The 22,292-nt window shown below is 72.9% G+C and carries 20 protein-coding genes; 14 read left to right on the forward strand and 6 right to left on the reverse strand.

Translation table 11 applies throughout. The features are described from left to right. Window positions 1-67: 67 nt before the first annotated feature. The gene (locus tag ACSNN8_RS16440; protein WP_436650076.1) at window positions 68-2,059 is read right to left on the reverse strand and encodes a serine/threonine-protein kinase; all 1,992 of its coding nucleotides are present in this window, start codon (window positions 2,057-2,059) and stop codon (window positions 68-70) included. 291 nt (window positions 2,060-2,350) lie between these two features. Between ACSNN8_RS16440 and ACSNN8_RS16445 the strand changes: the two genes are divergently transcribed. Together ACSNN8_RS16445 and ACSNN8_RS16450 are read left to right on the forward strand one after the other, a co-directional pair. Further along, window positions 2,351-3,607, forward strand: coding sequence for an MFS transporter (locus ACSNN8_RS16445; RefSeq protein WP_436650077.1), 1,257 nt, complete (start codon window positions 2,351-2,353; stop codon window positions 3,605-3,607). 61 nt (window positions 3,608-3,668) lie between these two features. After that, window positions 3,669-4,394, forward strand: a complete 726-nt coding sequence (locus ACSNN8_RS16450) for an SDR family NAD(P)-dependent oxidoreductase (protein ID WP_436650078.1) — start codon at window positions 3,669-3,671, stop codon at window positions 4,392-4,394. A 4-nt stretch (window positions 4,395-4,398) separates the two neighbouring features. Here ACSNN8_RS16450 and ACSNN8_RS16455 read toward each other — a convergent pair whose 3' ends face one another. Beyond that, entirely contained in the window at window positions 4,399-4,800 is a 402-nt protein-coding gene (locus tag ACSNN8_RS16455; RefSeq protein WP_436650079.1) for a hypothetical protein, read from the reverse strand. Window positions 4,801-5,081: 281 nt separating this feature from the next. On the opposite strand from ACSNN8_RS16455, the gene ACSNN8_RS16460 reads away from it, so the two are divergent. From ACSNN8_RS16460 to ACSNN8_RS16475, 4 genes are all read left to right on the forward strand, one after another. Then, window positions 5,082-7,199: a DEAD/DEAH box helicase gene (locus ACSNN8_RS16460; RefSeq protein ID WP_436650738.1), complete on the forward strand. Its 2,118-nt coding sequence runs from the start codon at window positions 5,082-5,084 to the stop codon at window positions 7,197-7,199. A 58-nt stretch (window positions 7,200-7,257) separates the two neighbouring features. Next, entirely contained in the window at window positions 7,258-7,563 is a 306-nt protein-coding gene (locus tag ACSNN8_RS16465; protein ID WP_127499846.1) for a metal-sensitive transcriptional regulator, read from the forward strand. Window positions 7,564-7,608: 45 nt separating this feature from the next. Then, window positions 7,609-7,821 (forward strand): heavy-metal-associated domain-containing protein, encoded by a 213-nt coding sequence (locus tag ACSNN8_RS16470; RefSeq protein WP_436650080.1) that lies wholly within the window; start codon window positions 7,609-7,611, stop codon window positions 7,819-7,821. 211 nt (window positions 7,822-8,032) lie between these two features. Next, on the forward strand, window positions 8,033-8,989 hold the full coding sequence (locus ACSNN8_RS16475) for a hypothetical protein (RefSeq protein ID WP_436650081.1): 957 nt from the start codon (window positions 8,033-8,035) through the stop codon (window positions 8,987-8,989). Window positions 8,990-8,992: 3 nt separating this feature from the next. Here ACSNN8_RS16475 and ACSNN8_RS16480 read toward each other — a convergent pair whose 3' ends face one another. Then, window positions 8,993-10,132, reverse strand: coding sequence for a class I SAM-dependent methyltransferase (locus ACSNN8_RS16480; RefSeq protein ID WP_436650082.1), 1,140 nt, complete (start codon window positions 10,130-10,132; stop codon window positions 8,993-8,995). A gap of 136 nt (window positions 10,133-10,268) precedes the next feature. Between ACSNN8_RS16480 and ACSNN8_RS16485 the strand changes: the two genes are divergently transcribed. Together ACSNN8_RS16485 and ACSNN8_RS16490 are read left to right on the forward strand one after the other, a co-directional pair. Beyond that, window positions 10,269-10,928: a heme oxygenase (biliverdin-producing) gene (locus ACSNN8_RS16485; RefSeq protein WP_436650083.1), complete on the forward strand. Its 660-nt coding sequence runs from the start codon at window positions 10,269-10,271 to the stop codon at window positions 10,926-10,928. A gap of 17 nt (window positions 10,929-10,945) precedes the next feature. Next, on the forward strand, window positions 10,946-11,245 hold the full coding sequence (locus tag ACSNN8_RS16490) for a DUF2470 domain-containing protein (protein WP_436650084.1): 300 nt from the start codon (window positions 10,946-10,948) through the stop codon (window positions 11,243-11,245). Window positions 11,246-11,300: 55 nt separating this feature from the next. Here ACSNN8_RS16490 and ACSNN8_RS16495 read toward each other — a convergent pair whose 3' ends face one another. The 3 genes from ACSNN8_RS16495 to ACSNN8_RS16505 all read right to left on the reverse strand — a co-directional run bounded on the left by ACSNN8_RS16495 (window position 11,301) and on the right by ACSNN8_RS16505 (window position 14,417). Beyond that, a complete protein-coding gene (locus ACSNN8_RS16495; protein ID WP_436650085.1) occupies window positions 11,301-13,247 on the reverse strand; it encodes a DEAD/DEAH box helicase in 1,947 nt (648 codons plus the stop codon). Window positions 13,248-13,495: 248 nt separating this feature from the next. After that, window positions 13,496-13,720, reverse strand: coding sequence for a DUF3107 domain-containing protein (locus ACSNN8_RS16500; RefSeq protein ID WP_436650086.1), 225 nt, complete (start codon window positions 13,718-13,720; stop codon window positions 13,496-13,498). A 37-nt stretch (window positions 13,721-13,757) separates the two neighbouring features. Continuing rightward, window positions 13,758-14,417 carry a TetR/AcrR family transcriptional regulator gene (locus ACSNN8_RS16505; protein ID WP_436650087.1) on the reverse strand — a complete coding sequence of 220 codons (660 nt, stop codon included), beginning with the start codon at window positions 14,415-14,417 and terminating at the stop codon, window positions 13,758-13,760. Window positions 14,418-14,855: 438 nt separating this feature from the next. Between ACSNN8_RS16505 and ACSNN8_RS16510 the strand changes: the two genes are divergently transcribed. The 6 genes from ACSNN8_RS16510 to ACSNN8_RS16535 all read left to right on the forward strand — a co-directional run bounded on the left by ACSNN8_RS16510 (window position 14,856) and on the right by ACSNN8_RS16535 (window position 21,623). Continuing rightward, window positions 14,856-16,778, forward strand: coding sequence for a Daple (locus ACSNN8_RS16510; protein WP_436650088.1), 1,923 nt, complete (start codon window positions 14,856-14,858; stop codon window positions 16,776-16,778). Then, complete coding sequence (locus ACSNN8_RS16515) at window positions 16,775-17,737, forward strand: alpha/beta fold hydrolase (protein WP_436650089.1); 963 nt, start codon at window positions 16,775-16,777, stop codon at window positions 17,735-17,737. The genes ACSNN8_RS16510 and ACSNN8_RS16515 overlap by 4 nt, the downstream gene beginning before the upstream one ends. Window positions 17,738-17,809: 72 nt before the next feature. After that, window positions 17,810-18,676 (forward strand): DUF3152 domain-containing protein, encoded by an 867-nt coding sequence (locus ACSNN8_RS16520; RefSeq protein ID WP_436650090.1) that lies wholly within the window; start codon window positions 17,810-17,812, stop codon window positions 18,674-18,676. Window positions 18,677-18,793: 117 nt separating this feature from the next. Further along, entirely contained in the window at window positions 18,794-19,975 is a 1,182-nt protein-coding gene (gene moeZ, locus ACSNN8_RS16525; RefSeq protein WP_436650091.1) for an adenylyltransferase/sulfurtransferase MoeZ, read from the forward strand. A 75-nt stretch (window positions 19,976-20,050) separates the two neighbouring features. Next, window positions 20,051-20,857 (forward strand): prenyltransferase/squalene oxidase repeat-containing protein, encoded by an 807-nt coding sequence (locus tag ACSNN8_RS16530; RefSeq protein WP_436650092.1) that lies wholly within the window; start codon window positions 20,051-20,053, stop codon window positions 20,855-20,857. Window positions 20,858-21,131: 274 nt separating this feature from the next. Beyond that, complete coding sequence (locus ACSNN8_RS16535; RefSeq protein WP_436650093.1) at window positions 21,132-21,623, forward strand: hypothetical protein; 492 nt, start codon at window positions 21,132-21,134, stop codon at window positions 21,621-21,623. Window positions 21,624-22,292 lie beyond the last annotated feature (669 nt).

A 22,292-nucleotide genomic window follows, 5' to 3' on the forward strand; every position in this document is an offset into this window, starting at 1 on the left:
CGCCGCCCCACGGCGCGCGGTTCAGGTCGCCCGCTCTCCGGCGGTCCCGCGCCTTCTGCCGCCGGGCTCACATCGCCAGCGAGTAGCCCGTTCCCTTGTGGGCGGTGAGCGGCGGCAGCGGGGTCGGGGTCGGGGCCGGACGCTTCGGAGCCAGTGAACCGACTCGGCGCTGCGGGGTGCCGCTCTTGCGGGACGGGCGCTTCCGCTCCGGCTCCGGCTCGGCAGCGGCGATCTCTTCGGTGTCGGTGTCCGTCGCCGTGCCGCCGTCCGTGCCAGGGCTGTCGGCGGTCTGCGACGGGCGGGCGCGGTTGTCCCGGGTGCCCCGGTCGTCGTGGCGGCTCACCGGGGCGCTCGCCAGCACCTCGGCGCGGCACCGCACACCGTCCACCGTGAACACCAACGGCAACGGGTTGTAGTCGTCGTACTCACCACGCAGCGTGAAGGACTTCAATGCACCGTGACCCTTCGCGGTCACCTTGCGGCCCTTCTGCGTAACCGCCTTCGACGTGCCGGTGAGCCTCTGCGTCCCCGGATACGAGAACTGCGCCCGCCACGAGCCCCGAGCCAACCCTTCGGTCGTGGTCACGGTCAGCTGGGCCTCGTACTCCCGCCCCGAGTCGCGCCGCAGCAGATAGCGAACCGCACACCGCGATGCCTCACTCGGCCCGGCCGCCACTACTCCGGCCCCGGCCGCCTGCGCCTCCTGCACGTCCGGGGCTTCCCGGCTGCTCGCCCATGCGACCCCCGCCGTCGCCACCACCGCAAGCGTCACCATCCCCGCCTGCACCCGTTGCCGCCCGTGCCGCCCCACCTTCCCGGCGAACCGCCCCGCGCCCGCGATCCGTGCGCCGCCTCGGAGCCGCCCTCCGCCCGCGAGCCCTCTTCCCGCCGCGAGCCGCCCTTCGTCCGCGAGCCGGCCTTCGCCCATGAATCGGCCGACGAACGGACTCCCGCTCGCGAACATGCCGCCGCCGAGCGGGCGGGGCGCGTGGAGGTGCAGCGCTGCGCCGATACGCAGGGCGGCGCGCAGCCGCAACACTCGTACGGGCAGACGGTGGCCGGCGCCGCCGCCCGGCAGGCCGAGATAGGCGAGAACCGAACGAGTAAGACCAACCCGCGGGCGCGGCGTCACGGGTGGCGGTCCGGCGGTGCCGCGAGCCGTCTCGGGTGCGTCGTCGGCGCGCTCCACGAGCGGCGGGATGATCGGCTGCACCCCGATGACGGCCGCCAGGTCGCGCGCCACCTCGGCGGCGCCGGGGCGGTCCGCCGGGTCCTTGGTCAGGCAGCGCAGGCACAGCGCGGCGACGGCGGGCGGCATCCCCGCGATGGCGGGCAGCGGCTCCGGGTCGGCGTACAGGTGGGCGCGGAGGGCCTCCGCGGTGTTGTCCGCGGGCCAGGGCAGCCGGCCGCAGAGCGAGCGGTAGAGCAGCAGCCCCAGCGCGTAGACGTCGGTCGCCGCGGACACCTGGGAGCCGCCCAGCCGTTCCGGCGCCAGGTAGGCGGGAGTGCCGAGCAGGCTGCCGTCGGGTGCGGCGTCGCGCTGCCCGACGATCGCCGATATGCCGAAGTCCACGACCTTGGCGCCGCCCGGGGAGAGCATCACGTTGGCCGGCGTGACATCACGGTGCACGACCCCGCGCGCGTGCGCGGTGGCCAGCGCGGCGGCCACCTCCACCGCCACGGTGACGGCGTCGCGCCACGGCAGAGGCCCCTGCCGCCTGATCCGCGCGGACACCGACTCGCCGTCGTTGAGCTCCATGACGACGTACGGGACCGTCAGCCGCTCGTCGAGCGGGAACTCCCCGAAGTCGAAGATCCCCGTGATGTGCGGGTGGCAGAGCCGCGCGGCCGCCAGCGCCTCCTGGCGCAGCCGGTCGCGGAACAGCTGGTCCTCCGCGAGCCGCGCCGAGAGCACCTTGACCGCCACGGAACGGCCGAGCGTCTCGTCGTAGCCGCGCCACACCTCGGACATGCCGCCCGTGCCCAGCTTCTCGACGAGCCGGTAGCGCCCGGCGATACGAAGCGAGCCAAGCTGACCGTTTCGCCCCGTCCGCCCCATGTGCCGATTGTGACCCGAGGGGCGGGCCGCCCGGAGCGGTCCGCGGAAACCCGTGACGCTCGTGCCCGATTGCCGGGATTCGGCGCATCTGCACCACCCCGCCGCCCGTGCCGGCTCGTTAAGCTCAGGCCTTCTGCCTCCCTTCCGACAGGAGGAATCGCATGCGCACCTCGGTGACGGTCAACGCCTCGACGCGAGGACGTGCCACCGCCCGCTAGGGCCCCACTTTCACGTCACTCCTCGCCTCGGGGCGGTCGCTGACGACCGTTTCCCTTCGCTCGAGGAGCCCTTTTGCGTGCCCTTTCCGCCGCGCCGCTCGGCGCGGACTTCTGGAAGCTCTGGACCGCCTCCGCCGTCACGAACCTCGGCGACGGCATCACCATGGTGGCCGGCCCCCTGCTCGTCGCCTCGATCACCGGCAGCCCCGCCGCAGTGGCCGGCGCCGTGTTCGCCCAGCAGCTGCCGTGGCTGCTGTTCGCCCTCATCAGCGGCGCCTGGGCGGACCGCCTGGACCGCCGCCGCCTCGTCGTGGCCGTCAACATCCTCCGCGCCGCGGCCCTGGCCGTACTCTCCCTCGCGGTCGCCTCCGATGTCGCCTCGGTGCCCCTGATCCTGGCCGTCTTCTTCGTGCTCGGCACCGGCGAGACCCTGGCCGACACGGCCTCGGCCGCCTTCGTGCCCACGCTGGTCCCCGCCGCGCTGCGGCCCCGGGCCAACGCGCTGATGTACGCCAACTTCAACCTCCTCAACCAGTTCGCCGCGAAGCCCCTCGGCGGTTGGCTTTTCATCGCCGCCGCGGCCGCCCCCTTCGCCCTGAACGCCACCACTTTCGCCCTGTCAGCCGCCCTCCTGCTGGCCATCCGCTCCATCTCCCCACCCACGCCGGCCACCTCCGGCAGCGTCCCTTCCGCGCACGAGCCGTCTCGGAGCCTGTGGGCCGAGATCGGCGAGGGCGTGCGCTGGCTGCTGGCGCACCGGCTCCTCCGCACGCTGGCGTTCACGATGGCGGTCGGCAACGTGGTGTTCAGCGCCGCGTTCGCGATCTTCGTGCTCTACGCCGCCGAGCGTCTCCGGCTGAACGAGGTCGCGTACGGCGCCCTGCTCGTCGCCTTCGCGGCCGGCGGCTTCCTCGGGACGCTGGTCGCCCCCGCACTGATCCGCCACGTCGGCGCCGCGCTCCTGTTGCGTACCGGCCTGCTCGTCGAGGTCGCCCTGCACGCCACCCTCGCCGTGACCCGCAGCCCCGTGGCCGCCGCGGCGATGATCGTCGTCTTCGGCGCCCACACCACCGTCTGGGGCGTGATCGTGACGACCCTCCGTCAGCGCGACGTCCCGCCCGTCATGTACGGCCGTGTCGCCAGCGTCTACTCCTTCCTCGACCTGGGCGGCGCCGCGCTCGGCTCCCTCCTCGGGGGCGCGGTGGCGACCGCGTACGGCCTGGTCGCCCCGTACTGGACCGCAGCCGCGGCCATGGCCGTCGTGGCGGCAGCGGCCTGGCGCCCCCTCCGGAGCGCCACCCTCCGTCCGTCCACAGACCCCAGCCCCTGAGCCGCGCGACGACGTCGTACTCCCGGCGCAGCGGGGTCCGGCCCGTCGATAGGGTGAAGGCATGTCGAGGCTTGCGGTGGTCAGCGGCGGTGGTACGGGAATCGGCCGCTCGACGGCGGGCATGCTCGCCGGCGAGGGCTACGACGTGATCGTCGTCGGCCGCCGGCCCGACGTGCTGGCCGAGGCGGTCGCCTGGATCGGCCCGCAGGCGTCCGCCGTGACGGCCGACGCCTCCGACCCCGCCCAGGTGGCCGCGGTGGTGGCCGCCGTCGGCAACCGCCCCCTCGACGTGCTGGTCAACAACGCCGGCGCGTTCGTCTCCGGCGGCGACGAGACCCTCGAGGACGTGGCCGACCGGTGGCACGCCACGTTCGACTCGAACGTCCTCACCGCCGTGCTGATGACCACGGCGCTGCTGCCCGCGCTGCGCCGGCCCGGCGGCCGCATCATCCTGACCAGTTCGATCGCGGCCCAGCGCGGCGGCGGCGGACCGTACTCCGCGGCGAAGGCCGCCCTGCACGGATACGTCCTCGACCTGGCCACCAGCCTCGGCGACCAGGGCATCACCGCCAACGTGATCGCCCCCGGCTACGTGATCGACAGCGAGTTCTTCACCGGCCGGATGACGCCCGAGGGGCATCGGACCCGGGTGGACGCGTCCCTGCTCAAGCGCGCCGGCGAGCCGCAGGACATCGCCGAGGCCGTCCGCTGGCTGGCCGGCCCCGGCGGTCGATGGGTGACCGGCCAGATCATCAACGTCAACGGCGGTTCGGTCCTCGGCCGGTGAACCGTTACTGGCTCGCGCCGCCGGTGAAGCGGCCCTCGCCCTCACGGTTGACCCGGAAGCGCAGGCCCGACCACCGATCGTCGATCGCGACCTGCCCGCACGGGCGCATGTCGTAGTCGGCGACGATCGGCCACAGCGAGTCCCGGTTGATGTCGGCCTTGTTGCCCTTGGGATAGGCCACCCAGAACGCGCTCGGCTTCGCCAGGTCGGCGCGGTGCTCGTCGAGCTGCCGGCGCACGCTCGCGGCGTCCTCGGCGAAGAGCACGGCCGCGCTCGCCGCCGCCAGCACATTCACCTGACGGACGCCCTCGGGCATCGGCGTCAGGATCGGCAGCTGAGCCGGGTCGGACAGCCAGACCGTGGTGTTCGGCTTGATCAGCAGCTTCTCGGCAATCGTCTTCGACATGTGCCCAGCCTGGCACCGGCAGGACCCGCCGGAGCGCCGACCACGGGAATGCGGGATGAAGTACCACGGCTCACTTCCTTCGGCTCGGGGGCGGAGGTGGGCTCGATGATGCGCCGGGCCGGCACGGCGCCGGATGTCTTTCCTTCCGCCTGTGGATGACGAAGGGCCTGTGGATAACTCCGGGTTCTGTCGGACCGGGCTGATAGACATGCCGGGTGACCGAGACGACGCGTCCCCCAGCCAGTTCAGCCGAGCAGGCAACCGCGGCCGACCGGGCCGCCGTGCGCGAGCGGGCCGAGGCGGTGCTGCGCCGGCTCGCCGGTGACCATGCGGTGCTCCGCGAGGATCAGTGGCGGGCGATCGAGGCGCTCACCGTCGACCGGCGGCGCGTGCTGTGCGTGCAACGTACCGGCTGGGGCAAGTCCGCCGTCTACTTCGTGGCGACCGCCCTCCTGCGCGAGGGCGCGACCGCCACCGGCGACGGTCCGCCGGCCGGTCCGACGGTGATCGTTTCGCCGCTGCTGGCCCTGATGCGCAACCAGGTCGACGCCGCCGCCCGCGCCGGCATCACGGCCCGCACGATCAACTCCGCCAACCTCGACGAGTGGTCGCTGATCGAGGCGGAGATCCGTGCGGGCGAGGTCGACGTCCTGCTGATCAGCCCCGAACGGCTGAACAACCCCGACTTCCGCGACAACGTGCTGCCCGGCCTCGCCGCCGAGACCGGCCTGCTGGTGGTCGACGAGGCGCACTGCGTCTCCGACTGGGGCCACGACTTCCGCCCCGACTACCGGCGTCTCCGCACGTTTCTGGCCGGGCTTCCGGGGCGTACGCCGGTGCTAGCCACCACGGCCACCGCCAACGCCCGCGTGACCACCGACGTCGCCGACCAGCTCGGTGACGCGCTCGTGCTGCGCGGCCCGCTCGACCGTGACTCGCTGCGCCTGGCCGTGCTCGACCTGCCCGACCCGGCGCACCGGCTGGCCTGGCTCGCCGACCACCTCGACCGGCTGCCCGGCTCCGGCATCATCTATACGCTCACCGTCGCCGGCGCCTCCGAGACGGCCGACTTCCTGCGGTCGCGCGGCTTCCCCGTGGCCTCCTACACGGGCCAGGTCGAGGACGCCGACCGTCGCGCCGCGGAGCAGGACCTGCTCGACAACAAGATCAAGGCGCTGGTGGCGACGTCGGCGCTCGGCATGGGCTTCGACAAACCCGACCTCGGTTTCGTCGTGCATCTGGGCGCGCCGCCCTCGCCGATCGCCTACTACCAGCAGGTCGGCCGGGCCGGTCGCGCCGTCGAGCACGCCGAGGTGGTGCTGTTGCCGGGCGCGGAGGATGCGGCGATCTGGCGCTACTTCGCCTCGCTGGCCTTCCCGCCCGAGGAACAGGTGCGCTCCGTGCTGGCCAACCTGTGGCCCGACCGGCCGATGTCCACGCAGGCCCTCGAGCCGCTGGTCGACCTGCGCCGCAACCGGCTCGAGATGATGCTCAAGGTGCTCGACGTCGACGGCGCGGTCCGCCGGGCGCGCGGCGGCTGGCTCGCCACCGGCCAGCCGTGGACCTATGACGCCGCCCGGTTGCGCCGGGTCGCCGAGGCGCGCGCCGCCGAGCAGCGGACCATGCTCGAGTACGCATCGACGAGCGCGTGCCGCATGGAGTTCCTGCGCCGGTGCCTCGACGACCCCGAGGCCGCGCCCTGTGGGCGGTGCGACAATTGCGCGGGCCCGTTGTTCGACGCCGACGTGTCCGCCGCTTCGCTGGCCGCCGCGGAGGGGTTCCTGGGCCATCCCGGCGTGGTGATCGCGCCCAAGAAGATGTGGCCCACCGGGCTGGCGGCGGTCGGGGTCGGGCTCAAGGGCAAGATCGTCCCGAGCGAGCAGATCGAGCCCGGCCGCGCGGTGGGGCGGCTCTCCGACCTGGGCTGGGGTAGCCGCCTGCGTGGCCTGGTCGCCCCCGAGGCGCCGGACGCGCCGATCCCGGACGACCTGGCCGCCGCCGTGGTCGAGATCCTCAAGGACTGGGCGCACGGCGACGACGCCTGGCAGAAACGCCCGGCGGCCGTGGTCGCCGTTCCGTCCGGCCGCCATCCGCAGCTGATCAGCACCCTGGCTGCCCACATCGCCGAGGTCGGCCGGCTGCCGATGCTCGGGACCGTCGAGGTGGCCGCCGGCGACGGGTCCGACGGACGCGGCAACAGCGCGCAGCGGGTCCGCGTGCTGCACGACGCCTTCACGGTGCCGCCCGCGGTGACGGTCCAGCTTCCCGGCCTGTCCGGTCCGGTGCTGCTCGTCGACGACCTGGTCGACTCCGGGTGGACGATGACGCTGGCCGGCCGCGCCCTGCGCCGCGCCGGTGCGGAGGGGGTGCTGCCGCTGGCCCTGGCCGTCGCCGGCTGACCGGCGCCCTGTCCGGGGGCGAGGCTGGGGAGATACGGGGAGGGGGTATGCTGGCGGCATGTCCGACGAGTCGACGCCGCAGCACGGTCCGCATGGGTATTCCGGCGACAAGGCGGCGCTGCTGGGGCGCCTCCGCCGCATCGAGGGGCAGATCCGTGGGCTCCAAAGGATGGTTGACGAGGACACGTACTGCATCGACGTCCTGACGCAGATCTCGGCGGCCAAGAGCGCGCTGCAGGCGGTCGCGGTCGGGCTGCTCGAGGATCACCTGGCCCACTGCGTCGTCGACGCGGCGCGTGCCGGGGATCCCAGCGCCAAGGTCAAAGAGGCGTCGGATGCGATCGCCCGGCTCGTCCGCTCCTGACGGGGCCCGCGTCCGTCGCTGCACTCGTTTCGAAAGGCAACTGCCATGGCTGTGACCAGCACCTACACCGTGACCGGCATGACCTGCGGGCACTGCGTGCAAGCGGTGACCGGCGAACTGTCCGCGCTGCCCGGTGTGGCCGACGTGCAGGTCGACCTCGCGTCCGGCGCTGTCACCGTGACCAGCGAGGCCCCGCTCGCCGACGACGCCGTGCGCGCGGCGGTCGACGAGGCCGGCTACGAGCTCGCGAATGCCTGACGACCCGGTAGCGCCGGTCGACCGCGGCGCCGACCGGCACCCGCCCACCGGCGGTCAGTCATCCGCCGGTGCGCCGCCGCTCGCCGGTGAGCAGCCGTCCGCGGGTGGGCAGCCGCCCGCGGGTGGACAGGTGCCCGCGGGTGAGCAGGTGCCCGTGGGTGGACAGGCGCCCGCGGGTGGACAGGCGCCCGCGGGTGGACAGTCGGCTGGCGTGGGGATCGGGATCGGGACCCCGGTGGGGGAGCGGGCCGGGTTCCGGCTGGCTGCCTTCGGGGCCGTGCTGATCGTGGTGCTCTTCGCCGGGTACGGGCTGGGGCGGCTCAACAACTCGACGGCCGCGGCCTCGGCGCCGCCCGCGGCGGGCACGTCGAGCATGCCGGGCATGGCCATGGACGAGAACCAGCCGCACGCGCACAACTCGGACGGCACGGTCAGCCAGTCGGGCGCCGCGATGCCGATGGGCGCGGCGGTGGGTGGGCTGTCGCTCAGCTCGGGCGGGCTCACGCTCGTACCGGGGAAGGCGACCTTCGAGGCGGGCAAGCCGCAGCGGCTGAGCTTCCGCGTCACGGGTGCGGGCGGGGCGCCGGTCACGACGTACGCGATCGTGCATGACAAGCCGCTGCACCTGATCGTCGTGCGGCGCGACCTGACCGGGTTCCAGCATCTGCACCCCACGATGGCGGCGGACGGCACGTGGGGGATCGACCTGACGCTCGCCGAGCCGGGGATCTACCGCATGATCGCGGACTTCACCGCGGTGGTCGGCGGCCGGCAGATCGCGACCACGCTGGGCGGCGACCTGACCGTCGCGGGGAACTACGCGCCGCGGGCCCTGCCCGCTGCCGGGCGGACCGACCGGCCGGACGGCTTCACGGTGTCGTACGAGGGCACGCCGGGCACGCAGGCGACCCAGCCGCTGCTGATGAGCGTGACCGGCGCCGACGGCAGGACGGCCAAGCTCGACCCGTATCTGGGCGCGTTCGGCCACCTGGTGGTCATGCGGGCGGGTGACCTGGCCTACGTGCACGTTCACCCGGAGGCCACGCTCGTCGACGGCAAGGTCAAGTTCTGGCTGACCGCGCCGAGCAGCGGCGACTACCGCATGTTCTTCGACTACCAGGTGGCGGGCGAGGTCCACACCGCGGCGTGGACCGTCACCGTCGGCTGAGGGTCAGGGAAGCATCTTCTCCAGGGCGGGAGTCACGCCCCACTCCGAGGTCAGCGACTCGTACTCGGCTCGCTGCGCCTCGGTGGGCGGGGTGTCGGTGCGGCGCGCCCGCAGCAGCAGGTTGCGCGGGGTGTGGGCCGAGTCGATGAACTCGACCACCTCGACCTTGTAGCCGTTCAGCCGCAGCAGGGCGGCCCGCAACGAGTCGGTCAGCACGTCGGCGAAGCGCTCGCGCATGATGGCGTGCCGGGTCAGCTCGCCGAACGGGGCGGGCGCGGGCCGCCCCTTGAGCTGGGCGGCGATGTCGTGGTGGCAGCACGGCGCGGCCAGCGTCCACTTCGCCTGCCAGCCGACGGCGCGGGCCAGCGCCTGGTCGGTGGCGGTGTCGCAGGCGTGCAGGGCGAGCACCAGGTCGGGGGAGAACGGCAGCTCCGCGTCCTCGATCGTGCCGGCGACGAAGGTCACGTCGTCGGCGCAGCCCAGCTCGGCTGCGACGGCGGTGTTGCGTACGCGCTGGTCCTCGCGCACGTCGACGCCCACGACCCGGACCGAGTCCGTCCGCCCGGCCAGGTAGCGGTAGGCGGCGAAGGTCAGGTACGCGTTGCCGCAGCCCAGGTCGACCACCCGCAGCGACGACGGCAGCTCCTCGGGCAGCGTGGCCGCCAGCGCTCGCAGGAAGGCGTCGGTCTGGCGCCGCTTCGCCGCGTTGCCGCCGATCACCTTGAACAGCGGATCGCCCGGGTCGAGCAGCCACTGCTTCTGCCGATCGTGGGCGACGGCCGCGGCAGGGGAGGGCGCGGCGGCGGCGCGGTGGACCTGGGCGTCACCCTTTTTGGTCACTCGCAGTTGCAGCGTCGTCGAGCCGGTCTCGATGTGCCAGTTTCCGAACGGCTCGGCCAGCAGCTCGTCGACCGCCGCGGCGGCCTCGTCGCCGGGAGCCACGTTGCGGGTGAACGGGCGGGCGCCGTCGTCGGTAACGATCTGCAGGCGCGGGCCGCCCTTGAGCGTCACCGGACGCACCTGGGCCCTGGTCACGGAGGGGGTGAAGCCCCGGCGGCGCCCGGCCGCGACGGCGCGGGTCAGGCCGGGACCGAGCAGCAGCTGCCGGACCTCGGCGAGGGCTTCATCGAGCGGTTGTGGCATGCGTCCATTCTGCCGCGCGCCCCGCGGAAACTTGCGGGGCGTAGGATCCGCGGCCACCGGAACGCGCACGCCCCGTGAGGGCCGGTTAGTTGATCTATAGATAGGCTGATGAGCCGGGAAGTGAGGTGCCGCGCCGATGTCGTTGATGGCCGATCCGCCGGGAGCCGACCGGCTCTCCGTCCGCGTGCGCCGCAACACCGCGGGCGACCACGACGAGGCCCAGCGCAGCGGCTTCCTCGACGCGCTGGCGGCCGGTCACCTGCCCTGGGAGGCGTACGCCGACCTGACCGCGCAGCACTGGTTCATCTACGAGGCCCTCGAGTCGGCCGCCACCACGATGGCCGACGACCCGGTGGTGGGCACGTTCCTCTTCCCCGAGCTGCGCCGGCTCCCGTCGCTCGAGGCCGACCTGCGTTTCCTGTACGGGCCGAGGTGGGCCGATCACCTGTTCGCGCTGCCGGCCACGACCACGTACTGCACGCGTCTGCGTGACGTTGCTCACCGCGCGGCCACGGGCTTCGTCGCGCACCAGTACACCCGCTACATCGGTGACCTGTCCGGCGGGCAGTACCTCGGGCCCGCGATCGCCCAGGCCTACGGGCTGCCCGGCGCCGACGGCCACCGCTTCTTCGTGTTCGCCGGTGTGGACCCGCTGGCGTTCAAGAAGCACTACCGCGGGCTGCTCGACGCGGTGCCCTGGACGCCCGCCGAGCAGCGCGAGTTCATCGCCGAGGTCGCCGAGGCCTACCGGCTCAACATCGGGGTGCTCGGCGAGCTGCAGAGCCGCTGGGCCTGACCGGCAGGGAGGCGCCGATGACCGATCCGTTCCCGCCCGAGGTGGTCGACCAGATCGCCCGGCACATGAACGACGACCACGCGGACGACAACGTGCTGATCGTGCGCGCGCTCGGCGGGATGCCGTCCGCGACCGCGGCCCGCATGTCCGGCCTGGACGCGGACGCGATGGAGTTCAAGGCGGTGGTCGACGGCATCGAGGTGCCGGTGCGGGTGCCGTTCGCCGAGCGGCTCACCGAGCGCCGTCAGGTGCGGGCCGAGGCCGTCCGCATGTATCGCGACGCCTGCGCGGCCCTGGGTCTCGAGCCCCGCCACTAGCGGGCAGAGGAAAGCCCCCCGGCCGTCGAGGACCGAGGGGCTTCGCCGTACGGGGTCAGGCCGTGGTGCCGACGCCGGCTTCGGAGCCGCCGCTCATGTCAGCCGGTGCCGAAGCGGTGCCGGCGTCCGAAAGGCTGCCGGTGTCCGAAGCGGTGTCGGCATCTGAAGCGCTGTCGGCATCCGATGCGCTGTCGGCGTCCGAGGCGGAGGCCGAGCCGGATCCGCGGCTGCCGCGCCCACCCCGGCGCCGCCGGCGACGCGGCCGGTCGGCCGATTCCTCGTCGGACGACGCGTCGTCGGCCAGGGAGCCGGAGGTGTCGGAGGGGGAGGCGACCTCGGTGGCCGCCGGATCGAGCGTCGACGCCACCTCGCCGTCGGCGAACACGGGAGCGCTCGCCCGGCGACGGGTACGCGTCCGGCTCGTCCCGGCGGGACGCTCGGTCTCGCTGCCGGCATCACCGGCCGGAGCCTCGGCGACCGCGCCCTCGGCGGGGGCGGAGGCGGCGATCGGCTCGGACGCCGGGTCGGAGTCGTCGACCCGCCGCCGGCGCCGCTGCCGCTTGGGCCGCTCGGTCTCGCCCTCGGCGCCGCGGTCGCCACCGCTGTCGGGGCCGCTCGAGCCGCCGCGCGACGGCCGTCCGCCGCGTCCGCGACCGCCGCCACCGCTCTCGCGGCGCCGGCGCCCGCCGCCCAGGTCCTCCTCGACCTCGGCGGACAGGCCCGCCCGGCTGCGGTCGGCAGTGGGCAGCGTGCCGGAGATGTCGGCGGGGATGTCCAGGTCGCTGTAGAGCGCCGGGCTCGTGTGGTACGTCTCCGGGGGCTGCGGCATGCTCAGGCCCATCGACTTGTCGATGAGGACCCAGCGCGGCATGTCCTCCCAGTCGACGAAGGTCACCGCGACGCCGGTCGCGCCCGCCCGGCCGGTGCGGCCGATGCGGTGCGTGTACGTCTCGGGGTCCTCCGGGCAGTCGTAGTTGATCACGTGGGTGACGCCGGAGACGTCCAGCCCACGGGCCGCGACGTCGGTGGCGACCAGCACGTCGATCTTGCCGCTGCGGAATGCGCGCAGGGCCCGCTCGCGGGCGCCCTGGTTCAGGTCGCCGTGCACCGCCGCCACCGCGAAGCCGCGGAAGTCGAGGTCCTCGGCGAGCCGGTCGGCGGCCCGCTTGGTCCGCGTGAAGATCATCGTCAGCCCGCGGCCGCGGGCCTGCAGGATGCGCGCGACCATCTCGACCTTGTTGAGCGGGTGCGTGCGGTAGACGACCTGCTTGGTGAGCGGCGACGGGCCGCTGTCGGCGGTGTGGCCGGCGTGGATCGTCACCGGGTGGCTCAGGAAGCGCCGGGAGAGCGCGACGATCGGGTCGGGCATGGTCGCCGAGAACAGCATGGTCTGCCGCTGCTCGGGGATCATCGCGAGGATCTTCTCGACGTCGTCGAGGAAGCCCAGGTCGAGCATCCGGTCGGCCTCGTCGAGCACGAGCGTCTTGACCGAGTCGAGCTTGAGCTGCTTCTGCTTGGCCAGGTCGAGCAGGCGGCCGGGCGTGCCGACCAGGATCTCGACGCCCTTCTTGAGCGCGTCGACCTGCGGCTCGTACGCCACGCCGCCGTAGATCGGCAGAACCCGGACGCCGCGGGTGCTGCCCGCGGCGGCGAGGTCGCGAGCCACCTGCAGGCCCAGCTCACGGGTGGGGACGACGATGAGCGCCTGGGGCTTGCCGTCGGCGCCCTCGGACGGGGCGGCGACCCGCTCGAGCATCGGCAGGCCGAAGCCGAGGGTCTTGCCCGTGCCGGTCGGCGCCTGGCCGATCAGGTCGGTGCCCCGCAGCGCGATCGGCAGGGCGTACTCCTGGATGGCGAAGGCGTGGGTGATGCCGGCCTTGGCCAGCGCTTCCACGGTCTCGGCGCGGACACCCAGCTCGGCGAAGGTGGGGCTGTCCGGGCGGACCGGCGCGCGGTTGGTCACTGGTACGAGTGCGGGTGCGTTGGTTTCGATGTCGGTCATGAAGTTTTACGGGTGCCTCTCGTGGTGCGCCCGTGGAGTGTCTGGGGCGCGGTCTGGATAGGGCGCGGGCCACACGCTGAGAGCGGGCCGCACGCGCAGGTCGCCGCGGCGATCGGTGAAGATCGACGTCGACGGCAACGCTGCCAGTCTACCCGACGGGAAGCTTTTGCACTTCAAGGCGGAATTCGGGGGCTCAAGCGCGCGGAGGGCGCCCCCAGGGGGACGCCCTCCGCGACGGGAAACCAACCTCAGCGGACGGTGAAGCCGAACGGCCGCGCGTTCGACTCCGCGATCTCCACGTATGCCACCTTGGCGATCGGGATGATCACCTTGCGGCCCTTCTCGTCCGTGAGCGAAAGCACGCTGTCCTTGGCCATCGCCTCGGTCACGGCCTGCTCGACCTCCGCCGGGGTCTGAGCGCTCTCGAGCACCAGCTCACGCGGCGTGTGCTGCACGCCGATCTTGACCTCCACGGGGCCCTCCTTTTCGCGGGTCTTGCCGCGTGCAAGGTTATCCGATTTCGGCGGGGGTGCCGCCCGATGCGCCACCCTGGAGCGGGAAGCTGGCGATCCCGCGCCAGATCAGCGCAGCTACGAGCGCTTCGGCTTCAGCTTTGGGCGTACGCCTTCCGTTGGCGAGCCAGTACTGAGCGGACTGCCCGGCCGCCCCCACGAGGCCCGAGGCCAGCAGCTGGGCGGCGTCGGCGGTGAGGTTGGTGTCCGAGATGATCGTGTCGGTGACCGCGGCGATGCAGCCCTGCTCGACCCGCTCCACCCGCTGGCGCACCTGCGGGTCGTTGCGCAGGTCACTCTCGAAGACCAGCCGGAACGCCTCGCTCTCGTGGTCCATGAAGTCGAAGTACGCCCGCACGGCGCCCTTGACCCGCTCCTTGTTGTCGGAGGTGGCCAGCATGGCGTCGCGAACCTTGGCGATTATCGCGTCGCAGTGGGTGTCCAGCAGCGCCAGATAGAGCTCGAGCTTGCCGGGGAAGTGCTGGTAGAGCACCGGCTTGGAGACCCCGGCGCGCTCGGCGATGTCGTCCATCGCCGCGGCGTGGTAGCCGTGCGCGACGAAGATCTGCTGAGCCGCCGCGAGCAGCTGCTTGCGGCGCGCGGAGCGGGGCAGACGGGTGGGACGGGCCGTCTGAGCTCCGCCGGACGCAGCAGTCATGTTCCTCGAACCTCCAGGGGGTACGTACCCCGTTTGCCGGCGCGGATTGCCCGGTTCGGCGCGTCTTGCTTCTCGGCAGTCAATTGTGCCGACGCTGCAACTTATCGCCACTGCAAGGACACGGTAGCCTCAGCGAGGGCGAGCGAGGAGCACGCGGTGGATGAACCAGAGCATTCCGGAGACGCCGGAGCCGCCGACAGCGGCAACGGTGCCGATGCGCGTGAGCGCAAGCGGATGAACGGTTGGGCGACGTCGGACAGTCCCTGGTCGTACACGGCGCCCGGAACCGATGCCGACGCCGACGTGCCGGCCTGGCGCCGGCCGGGCGGCGAGACGCGCTCGTTCCCGCGTAATCCGGCATTTCCGTCTTCGGCGTTGCCCTCGCCGGCGTTGCCCTCGGATCACCCCGTCCCGGCCCAGCCGGTCCCGGCCCAGCCCATGCCGGCCCAGCCCATCCCGGCCCAGCCGTCCTCGAGCGTTCCGGCGCCCACGCCGCCGGGCTTCGTCGACGCCCAGCAGAGTGGCGAAATTCCCCCGTCCGGGGAGTCCGTCTCGCCGGCGCCCGGCTCGCGGTGGGACCGCTCGCGGTTCTCCGAGCTGCTGAGCCCGCTGACGTCCCGCTCGTCGCAGCCGTCGGCGCCCGAGCCGGCCTCGCCCGCGCCGCCGGCCGCCCGCGAGCCCGGCACCGGCAGCGGGAACGTGTCCGCCGGTCTGCGCGCCTACGACGTCCCGACGCCGAGCAGCGCCCCGCCCTACCCGTACGAGGGCGATCTCGACGAGGAGCCCGCCGACCCGCTGCCGCCGCCGACGCCGATCGCGCAGCAGCGCGCCGCCGTGCCGCTGGTGCGCCCGGCGACTCCGGGCGGTGGCCGCCGTGCCGACTGGGGAACCGCCGAGCACACCACTCTCGAGCCCGCCCGCCACGCCGCCGCCGGCACTCCGGTGCAGGGCGTGCCGCGGCTGTCCTCCGAGGAGCCCGGCCCGGCCCGGCCCGCGTACGACCCGTCGAGCTTCCCGCGCCGCCTGTCCTACGAGCCCCCCGCGCCGTACGAGCCGCAGCGCCGGTACGAGGTCCCGAAGCCCTACGAGGCTCCCAAGGCGTACGAGCCGCAGCCGTACGAGCCCCCGGCGCCCGCCTCTCCGGCGCCGCCGGCGACCTATTCCGGTTTCGGCGAGACGACCGCGCGCCTCGGCGCCCCCGTCGAGCAGCGCCCCCGCGGCCTGCCCCAGCGCGTCCCGGCCCAGCCCGACGTGCCCAAGGGCGTACCCGAGCCGATGGCGGAGGCCACCGCCGAGACGCCCGCGCTCGCCCGGATCGCCACCCACCTGCGCCGCGGTGACGTGCTGCCGGTCCAGGAAAGGCAGGAAGGTTTCGACGTGCAGGCGATCCTGGCCGCGGTGCGCGAGGTCGACGGGGTGCGCGACGCGTCGCTGCGCTCGACTGCGACCGGCGCGCACAGCCTGCGGCTCGACCTCGCCGAGGGCGCCGACCCGGCCGAGGTGAGCCGCCGCGTGGCCCGCCTCCTGCAGGACCGGATGGGTCTCGACGCGGCCATGCCCGGCGAGGTGCCCGTCGCGCCTCCCGCCGAGTCCGCGCCCACACCCCCGCCCGCCGCTGTTCCGGTCTCGCCGCCCGCCCCCGCGTCGGCGGTCCCCGCGCCGGCCCCGGTCTCCCCGCCGGCTCCGGCGCCCCGGGCGCGCACCGCCGAACCGGTCTCGGCGCCCCCGGTCTCCGCCCCGCCCGTGGAGTCGCCGGTCGACCGCCACCAGCAGCGCGAGACCGCCGAGCGCCAGGCTCGCGAGACCAGGGAGCGCGAGGCGCGCGAGCGGGAGGCCCGCGACCGCCACGCCGCCGCGGCCCGCCTGGTCCCCGAGGTCGACGAGTCGGCCGAGGTGGTGCCCACGGGCGCCGACTGCGGACCGCCCCGCCCGCTCTATCCCAACGAGCACCCGGCGCCGCGCGTGGTCATCGAGAACGTGCACGTCAACACGTTCGGCTCCGACGCGACGGTCGAGGTCCGGCTGGCCGTCGGCGACCGTACCGCGTCGGGTGTCGCGAGCGGCCCCGCCGTCGACGGCTACCTGCTTCGCCTTTGCGCGATGGCCACGGCCGGCGCGGTCGACGACCTGCTCGCCGAGTCCGACCACCCGGACGGCCCGGCCCGCTGCTTCGTCGAGCACGCCGCCGCCGTGCCGTTCGGCGCCGCCCAGGTCGCGGTGGTCGTGCTGCTGCTCTCGTGCGGCGGCTGGGTGGAGCAGCTGGCCGGCTCGGCCGTGGTGACCAGCGACGACCGGCACGCCATGGTGCGCGCCACTCTGGCGGCGGTGAACCGCCGGCTTGAGGCACTCTTGACCCGATGAAAGGCGCCATCCTGGCCCCCGACAGCGCGCTGCTGCCCGAGGGCGAAGCACCAGCACCCTGGCCCCCGCGACAGGTCACCGTCAACGGGGCGATGCTGCACGTCCGCGACACCCCCGCGACCCGGCCCGGCGCGGAGCCGGCCGTCTATGTGCACGGGCTCGGCGGCTCGTCGCAGAACTTCACCGACTTCGCCGGGCTGCTCGCCGACCGGTTCGACGCGCAGGCCGTCGACCTGCCCGGGTTCGGCTACAGCGACCCGAGCCCGCGCTACTCGATCCCGTCGTTCGCGGAGACGCTGATCGCCTATCTCGAGCACGACGGGCGGGGGCCGGTGCACCTCGTCGGCAACTCGCTGGGCGGCTCGATCGCGGTGCGCGTGGCTGCCCTGCGGCCGGACCTCGTGCGTACGCTCTCGCTGATCTCTCCGGCCATGCCGTTCCTCGACCCCCGCCGTACGGCTCAGGCCCGCGCGCTGCCCCTGCTGGCGTTGCCGCGCGCCGACCGTGTGCTCGGGTGGGCGTTCTCGCGGCTGACCGCCGAGGAGATGGCCGAGCAGGTGCTCGCGGCGTGCTTCGGCGACACCCGCAAGGTCACGCCGCAGCGCCGCGCCGAGGCGATGGAGGAGATCCGGCTGCGCTACACCGTGGCGCACTATCCCAAGGCCTACCTCGGCACGCTGCGCGGCCTGGTGTCCAGCTTCGTGCGGGCCTATCTGCCCGGCGCCAACTCGCAGTGGCGGCTGGCCGCCCGGGTGCAGGCGCCCACCCTCGTCGTCGGCGGGCTGGGCGACAAGCTGGTCGACCCGCGCGTACCGCCGCAGGTGGCCCGCTCGATCCCCGACGCGCGGCTGCTGATGCTGCCCGGCGTCGGCCACGTCGCCCAGATGGAGGTGCCGCGGCTGGTCGCCCGCGCGGTCGTCGGCCTGCTCGACGACGTCGGTTCCCCGGTGGGAGGATAGACCGCGACGCGGATCTCACAAGATCCACTGCGGGCAGACATCGTCCGGCGGCGTGTGCGACGCTGGCGGACGATGATCGGCGAACTCACGGCCCCGCCCGCCCCGGCGCCGCCGCCCGGCCGCGGCCGGTGGCGAAAGTGGTGGCTGGCCGGCTTCGCCGTGGTGGTCCTGGTCGCGGGCGGCGCCGCCGTGGGCCGCCGCCTCGAGGAGGGCGACACCCCGTCCCCGGCGGTCACGGTCGCCAGTTCGGCGCCGGCGGCCGCAGGCCCACAGGTGGAGAGCCTCACCAAGCCGCCCCGGAAGCCCGCGGAGACCACCCCGCCGGCGAGCCTGCTCCAGCTGCCGGGTGCGGTGCCGTCGCACGGCACGGGCACATTCACGTACGCCACCGAGCGTGGCCCGGTGCGCGGCGCCAAGGGGCAGCTGCGCCGGTTCCGGGTGGCGGTCGAGAAGGGCAGCAACGAGGACGCCGGCACGTTCGCCGAGCAGGTGGCCGCGATCCTCGGCGACGACCGCAGCTGGATCGGCGGCGGCCAGCTGCGCCTGCAGATGGTCGCCGGCTCGGACGCGGCCGACTTCACGGTCTACCTCGCGACCCGGGACACGGCCGGCCGGATGTGCCTGGCGGGCGGCACGAACATCCGGGTCGGCGGCCGCCCGTACACGTCGTGCCGGACCACCGGAAAGGCGATCATCAACCTCGACCGGTGGCGTCGGTCCGCGCCCACGTACGTGGACGCGAAGGTTCCCCTCTCCACCTACCGGAAATACGTGATCAACCACGAGGTCGGTCACGAGCTGGGGCACCACCACCAGAACTGCCCCCGGGCGGGCGGCCCGGCGCCCGTGATGGTGCAGCAGACGCTGACGCTGCGCGGCTGCCGGCCGTACGCCTGGCCCCGCCTCGACGGCAAGCTGCTGACCGGCCCCGCGCTGTGAACGCCGGGGAAAATTCCCGTGTCCCGCATGTCGGGCCGGTGTCCAACGTCATGGCCGCTCAGCCCCGTCGCGAGTGACAATGGTGGCCGATCCTTACCGCCAACCCGGGGAGTTAACGTGGCACTGCCCCCGCTCGTCGAGCCGGCCGCAGAGCTGTCGATCGATGAGATCCGCCGTTACTCGCGGCACCTGATCATCCCGGATGTCGGGATGGACGGTCAGAAGCGGCTGAAGAACGCGAAGGTCCTGGTCGTCGGCGCGGGTGGCCTCGGCTCCCCGGCGCTGCTGTACCTGGCCGCCGCGGGCGTCGGCACGCTCGGCATCGTCGACTTCGACACCGTCGACGAGTCGAACCTCCAGCGCCAGATCATCCACGGCGTCTCCGACATCGGCCGGCCCAAGGCCGAGTCCGCCGCGGCGAGCATTGCCGAGGTCAACCCGCTGGTGAACGTGGTCATCCACAACACCGCGCTCGACCGCGACAACGTCAAGGAGATCTTCAGCCAGTACGACCTGATCGTCGACGGCACCGACAACTTCGCGACGCGTTACATGGTCAACGACGCCGCCGTGCTGCTCGGCAAGCCGTACGTCTGGGGTTCGATCTACCGCTTCGACGGCCAGGCCTCCGTCTTCTGGGAGGAGCACGGGCCCTGCTACCGCTGCCTCTACCCGGAGCCCCCGCCGCCCGGCATGGTGCCGAGCTGCGCCGAGGGCGGCGTGCTGGGCGTGCTGTGCGCGTCGATCGGCTCGATTCAGGTCAACGAGGCGATCAAGCTGCTCACCGGCATCGGCGAGCCGCTGGTCGGCAAGCTGATGGTCTACGACGCCCTCGAGATGGAGTACCGCAAGATCAAGGTCCGCAAGGACCCGAACTGCGCGCTCTGCGGCGAGAACCCCACCGTCACCGACCTGCTCGAGGACTACGAGGACTTCTGCGGCGCCGTCTCCGAGGAGGCGCAGGAGGCCACGCTCGACGCGACGATCACCGCCCGCGAGCTCAAGGACTGGCAGGACTCCGGCAAGGACCTGTTCCTCGTCGACGTCCGCGAGCCCGCCGAGTGGGAGATCAACCGCATCCCCGGCGCGACGCTGATCCCCAAGGGCGAGATCCTTTCGGGTGAGGCGCTGTCGCGCTTCCCGCAGGACCGGCAGATCGTGCTGCACTGCAAGTCGGGCGTCCGCTCGGCCGAGGCGCTGGCGGCCCTCAAGGCGGCCGGTTTCAAGGACGCCGTGCACGTGCAGGGCGGCATCGTCTCGTGGGTCAACACGGTCGACCCCTCGCAGCCGTCGTATTGATGGTCGTCATGCTGGGGAGCCGTTGAGGCGGCTTCCCAGCAGCGAAATCCAGGAACGCGTTGTAGCGTCACGGACGTGGTAGATATCGACTCCGCGATCGGTTACGTCGTCGCCCACGGCGACCCGGTCGAGCGGGCGCGCCTGTCATATCTGCGCACCGGCCAGCGGCCCGACCCGCTCATCATCGACCGCATCGTGGCCGGTCAGGCCGAGAACGGCGGCTGGCCCGCGTCCACCGACGGCACGATCGCCTCGATCGACGCCACCTGCTTCCGCCTCAACGAGCTCGACGACCTCGGCGGCCTGCACGGCGAGCCGGTCGACCGCGCCCTGGCCTGGCTGGCCGGCGTGCAGCGGCCCGACGGCACGTGGCAGGAGGCCGAGGAACTGGCCCCCGAGGCGCCCGTGTGGGCCATGCCGGGCGACCCCGAGGCCACGCTCTACCTCACCGCCGTGGCCGGCTTCTGGATGACCCTCGCCGAGTACGAGGCGCACCCCAACTTCGACGTGCCCGCCCGCTACGGCCGCACGCTCGGCGCCGCCGCCACCTGGGTGGTCAACCAGATCCGCCCGGACGGCACGTGGCCGTCGTTCCTCGCCGCCGGCTGGCACGCGGCGGGCCTGCTCTACGGCCAGCAGTACTTCTACGAGTCGGCGCGCGTGCAGCTCGTGCTGGGCGACCGCCTGCCCGACATGGCCCCCGCCGACGTCGCCTCGATGGCCGCCGCGCTGCGCCGCATCAACCTCGGCGACGACTGGCTGCTGCAGAGCGCCCGTAAACGCCTCGGCGAGACCCAGCGCTCCGACGGCGGCTGGGACAGCGCCGAAGGCCCGATCTTCGACGTGAACACGACCCTCACCGTGCTGCGCGCCTGTCGCTGACCTCACGCACAGTGAGCCCGTCAACGGCTGCAACCGGATTGCACCCGAAAAGGGCCGAATGGCTACGGTCCTGCTACCCGGGCGACGTCACGGACAGTTACTTAGGCTATTGGTGGCAAAGCCACAGGTAAGCCATAGTTGTTGCAGGCCCGACGGGGGCCTAAGGCGAGACGAAGATCCGCTGGGCGATGAAGTTTGGTCGCCACAGTCCGGCGGGGAGTCAGTGGCGAAACCGGCGCCTCGAAGCAGTATCTACTTCGGAGGAACGCCTCAAATGCGTAAGTCTGTCAAGCACGCCGCTGTTGTTGGAGCCGCCCTCGCTGTCACCGTTGGTGCCGGCGCCGCGTACGCCGCGTGGTCCGTCAGGGGTGCCGGAAACATCGAGGCCTCGGCCACGAACGCGCAGGCGCTCAACTTCGACGGAACCGTTACTGTCGGCGACCTCTACCCGGGCGGCAGCGCTACCGGCAAGGTCACCATCAACAACCCCAACCCCTTCCCGGTCAAGCTCACCGGCATGACCCTCCAAAAGTCGTTCGGCAACCTCGGCGGCGGCGTCAGCGGCAAGGACTCCGGGTGCAACGCGGACGAGGCCATCGTCCTGAGCCCTAACGTCGGCGCCCTCGCGGCCGGCAAGGAGGTCCCGAAGAACGGGCAGCTGATCCTCGAGGTGCCGGCTGCCGTGACGATGACCAACAAGGCGAACGACTTCTGCCAGGGAGCCAAGTTCACTTACGCGGTCACGGTCAACGGTGTGAGCGCCTAACTTAACGCAGTCGGTTGCGGAGGTGGCGGACATGCTGTCACCTCCGCAGCACCACCCTGACTGGAAGGGCTGAGATGAGGCTGTCGCACACGACGCATGTCATGGCCGGAGCCGGCCTTACGGTGGCCGCCTTACTTGCTATGCCCGGTGCCGCCCTGGCCGCCTGGTCCACAGGCAGCGACACTGCAACCGTGACTGCCCACGCCGCCGAGCTGCCAGGCACCGGCGTTCCCGCTGTGGACGCGAACGGCTCCTCGGTCTCGCTGGATTGGCCCTCGATGATCCTCCCCAAAGGGGCATCCGTTCGCGGCTATCGCGTCACCCGCATCAACGCCACTACCGGGGCGAAGGATGCCGCTGAAGGGGGCTGCGCGGGGGTTCTCACCCGAAGTCACTGCACAGAGGGCAACGTTCCCGACGGCCGCTGGCTGTATGCGGTTGTGACACTCGTCGGTGACGACTGGCAATCCCCGGCAGGAGTTTCCGCGCCGGCGACAGTCGGCCGGCCGGCCGATCCGGCCCGAGTTCCGGGCCCGAGCCCGACAACTGCTGCTCCGACGTCGGCTCCCAGCCCGACGACTGTAGCGCCGACGCCGGCTCCCGCATCGACGACAGTGGCTCCGACACCGGTTCCGAATCCGACGACTGTGAGCCCGACGCCGAGGCCGA

It is taken from the genome of Actinoplanes sp. URMC 104 (assembly GCF_051386375.1).
Lineage (GTDB): Bacteria > Actinomycetota > Actinomycetes > Mycobacteriales > Micromonosporaceae > Actinoplanes.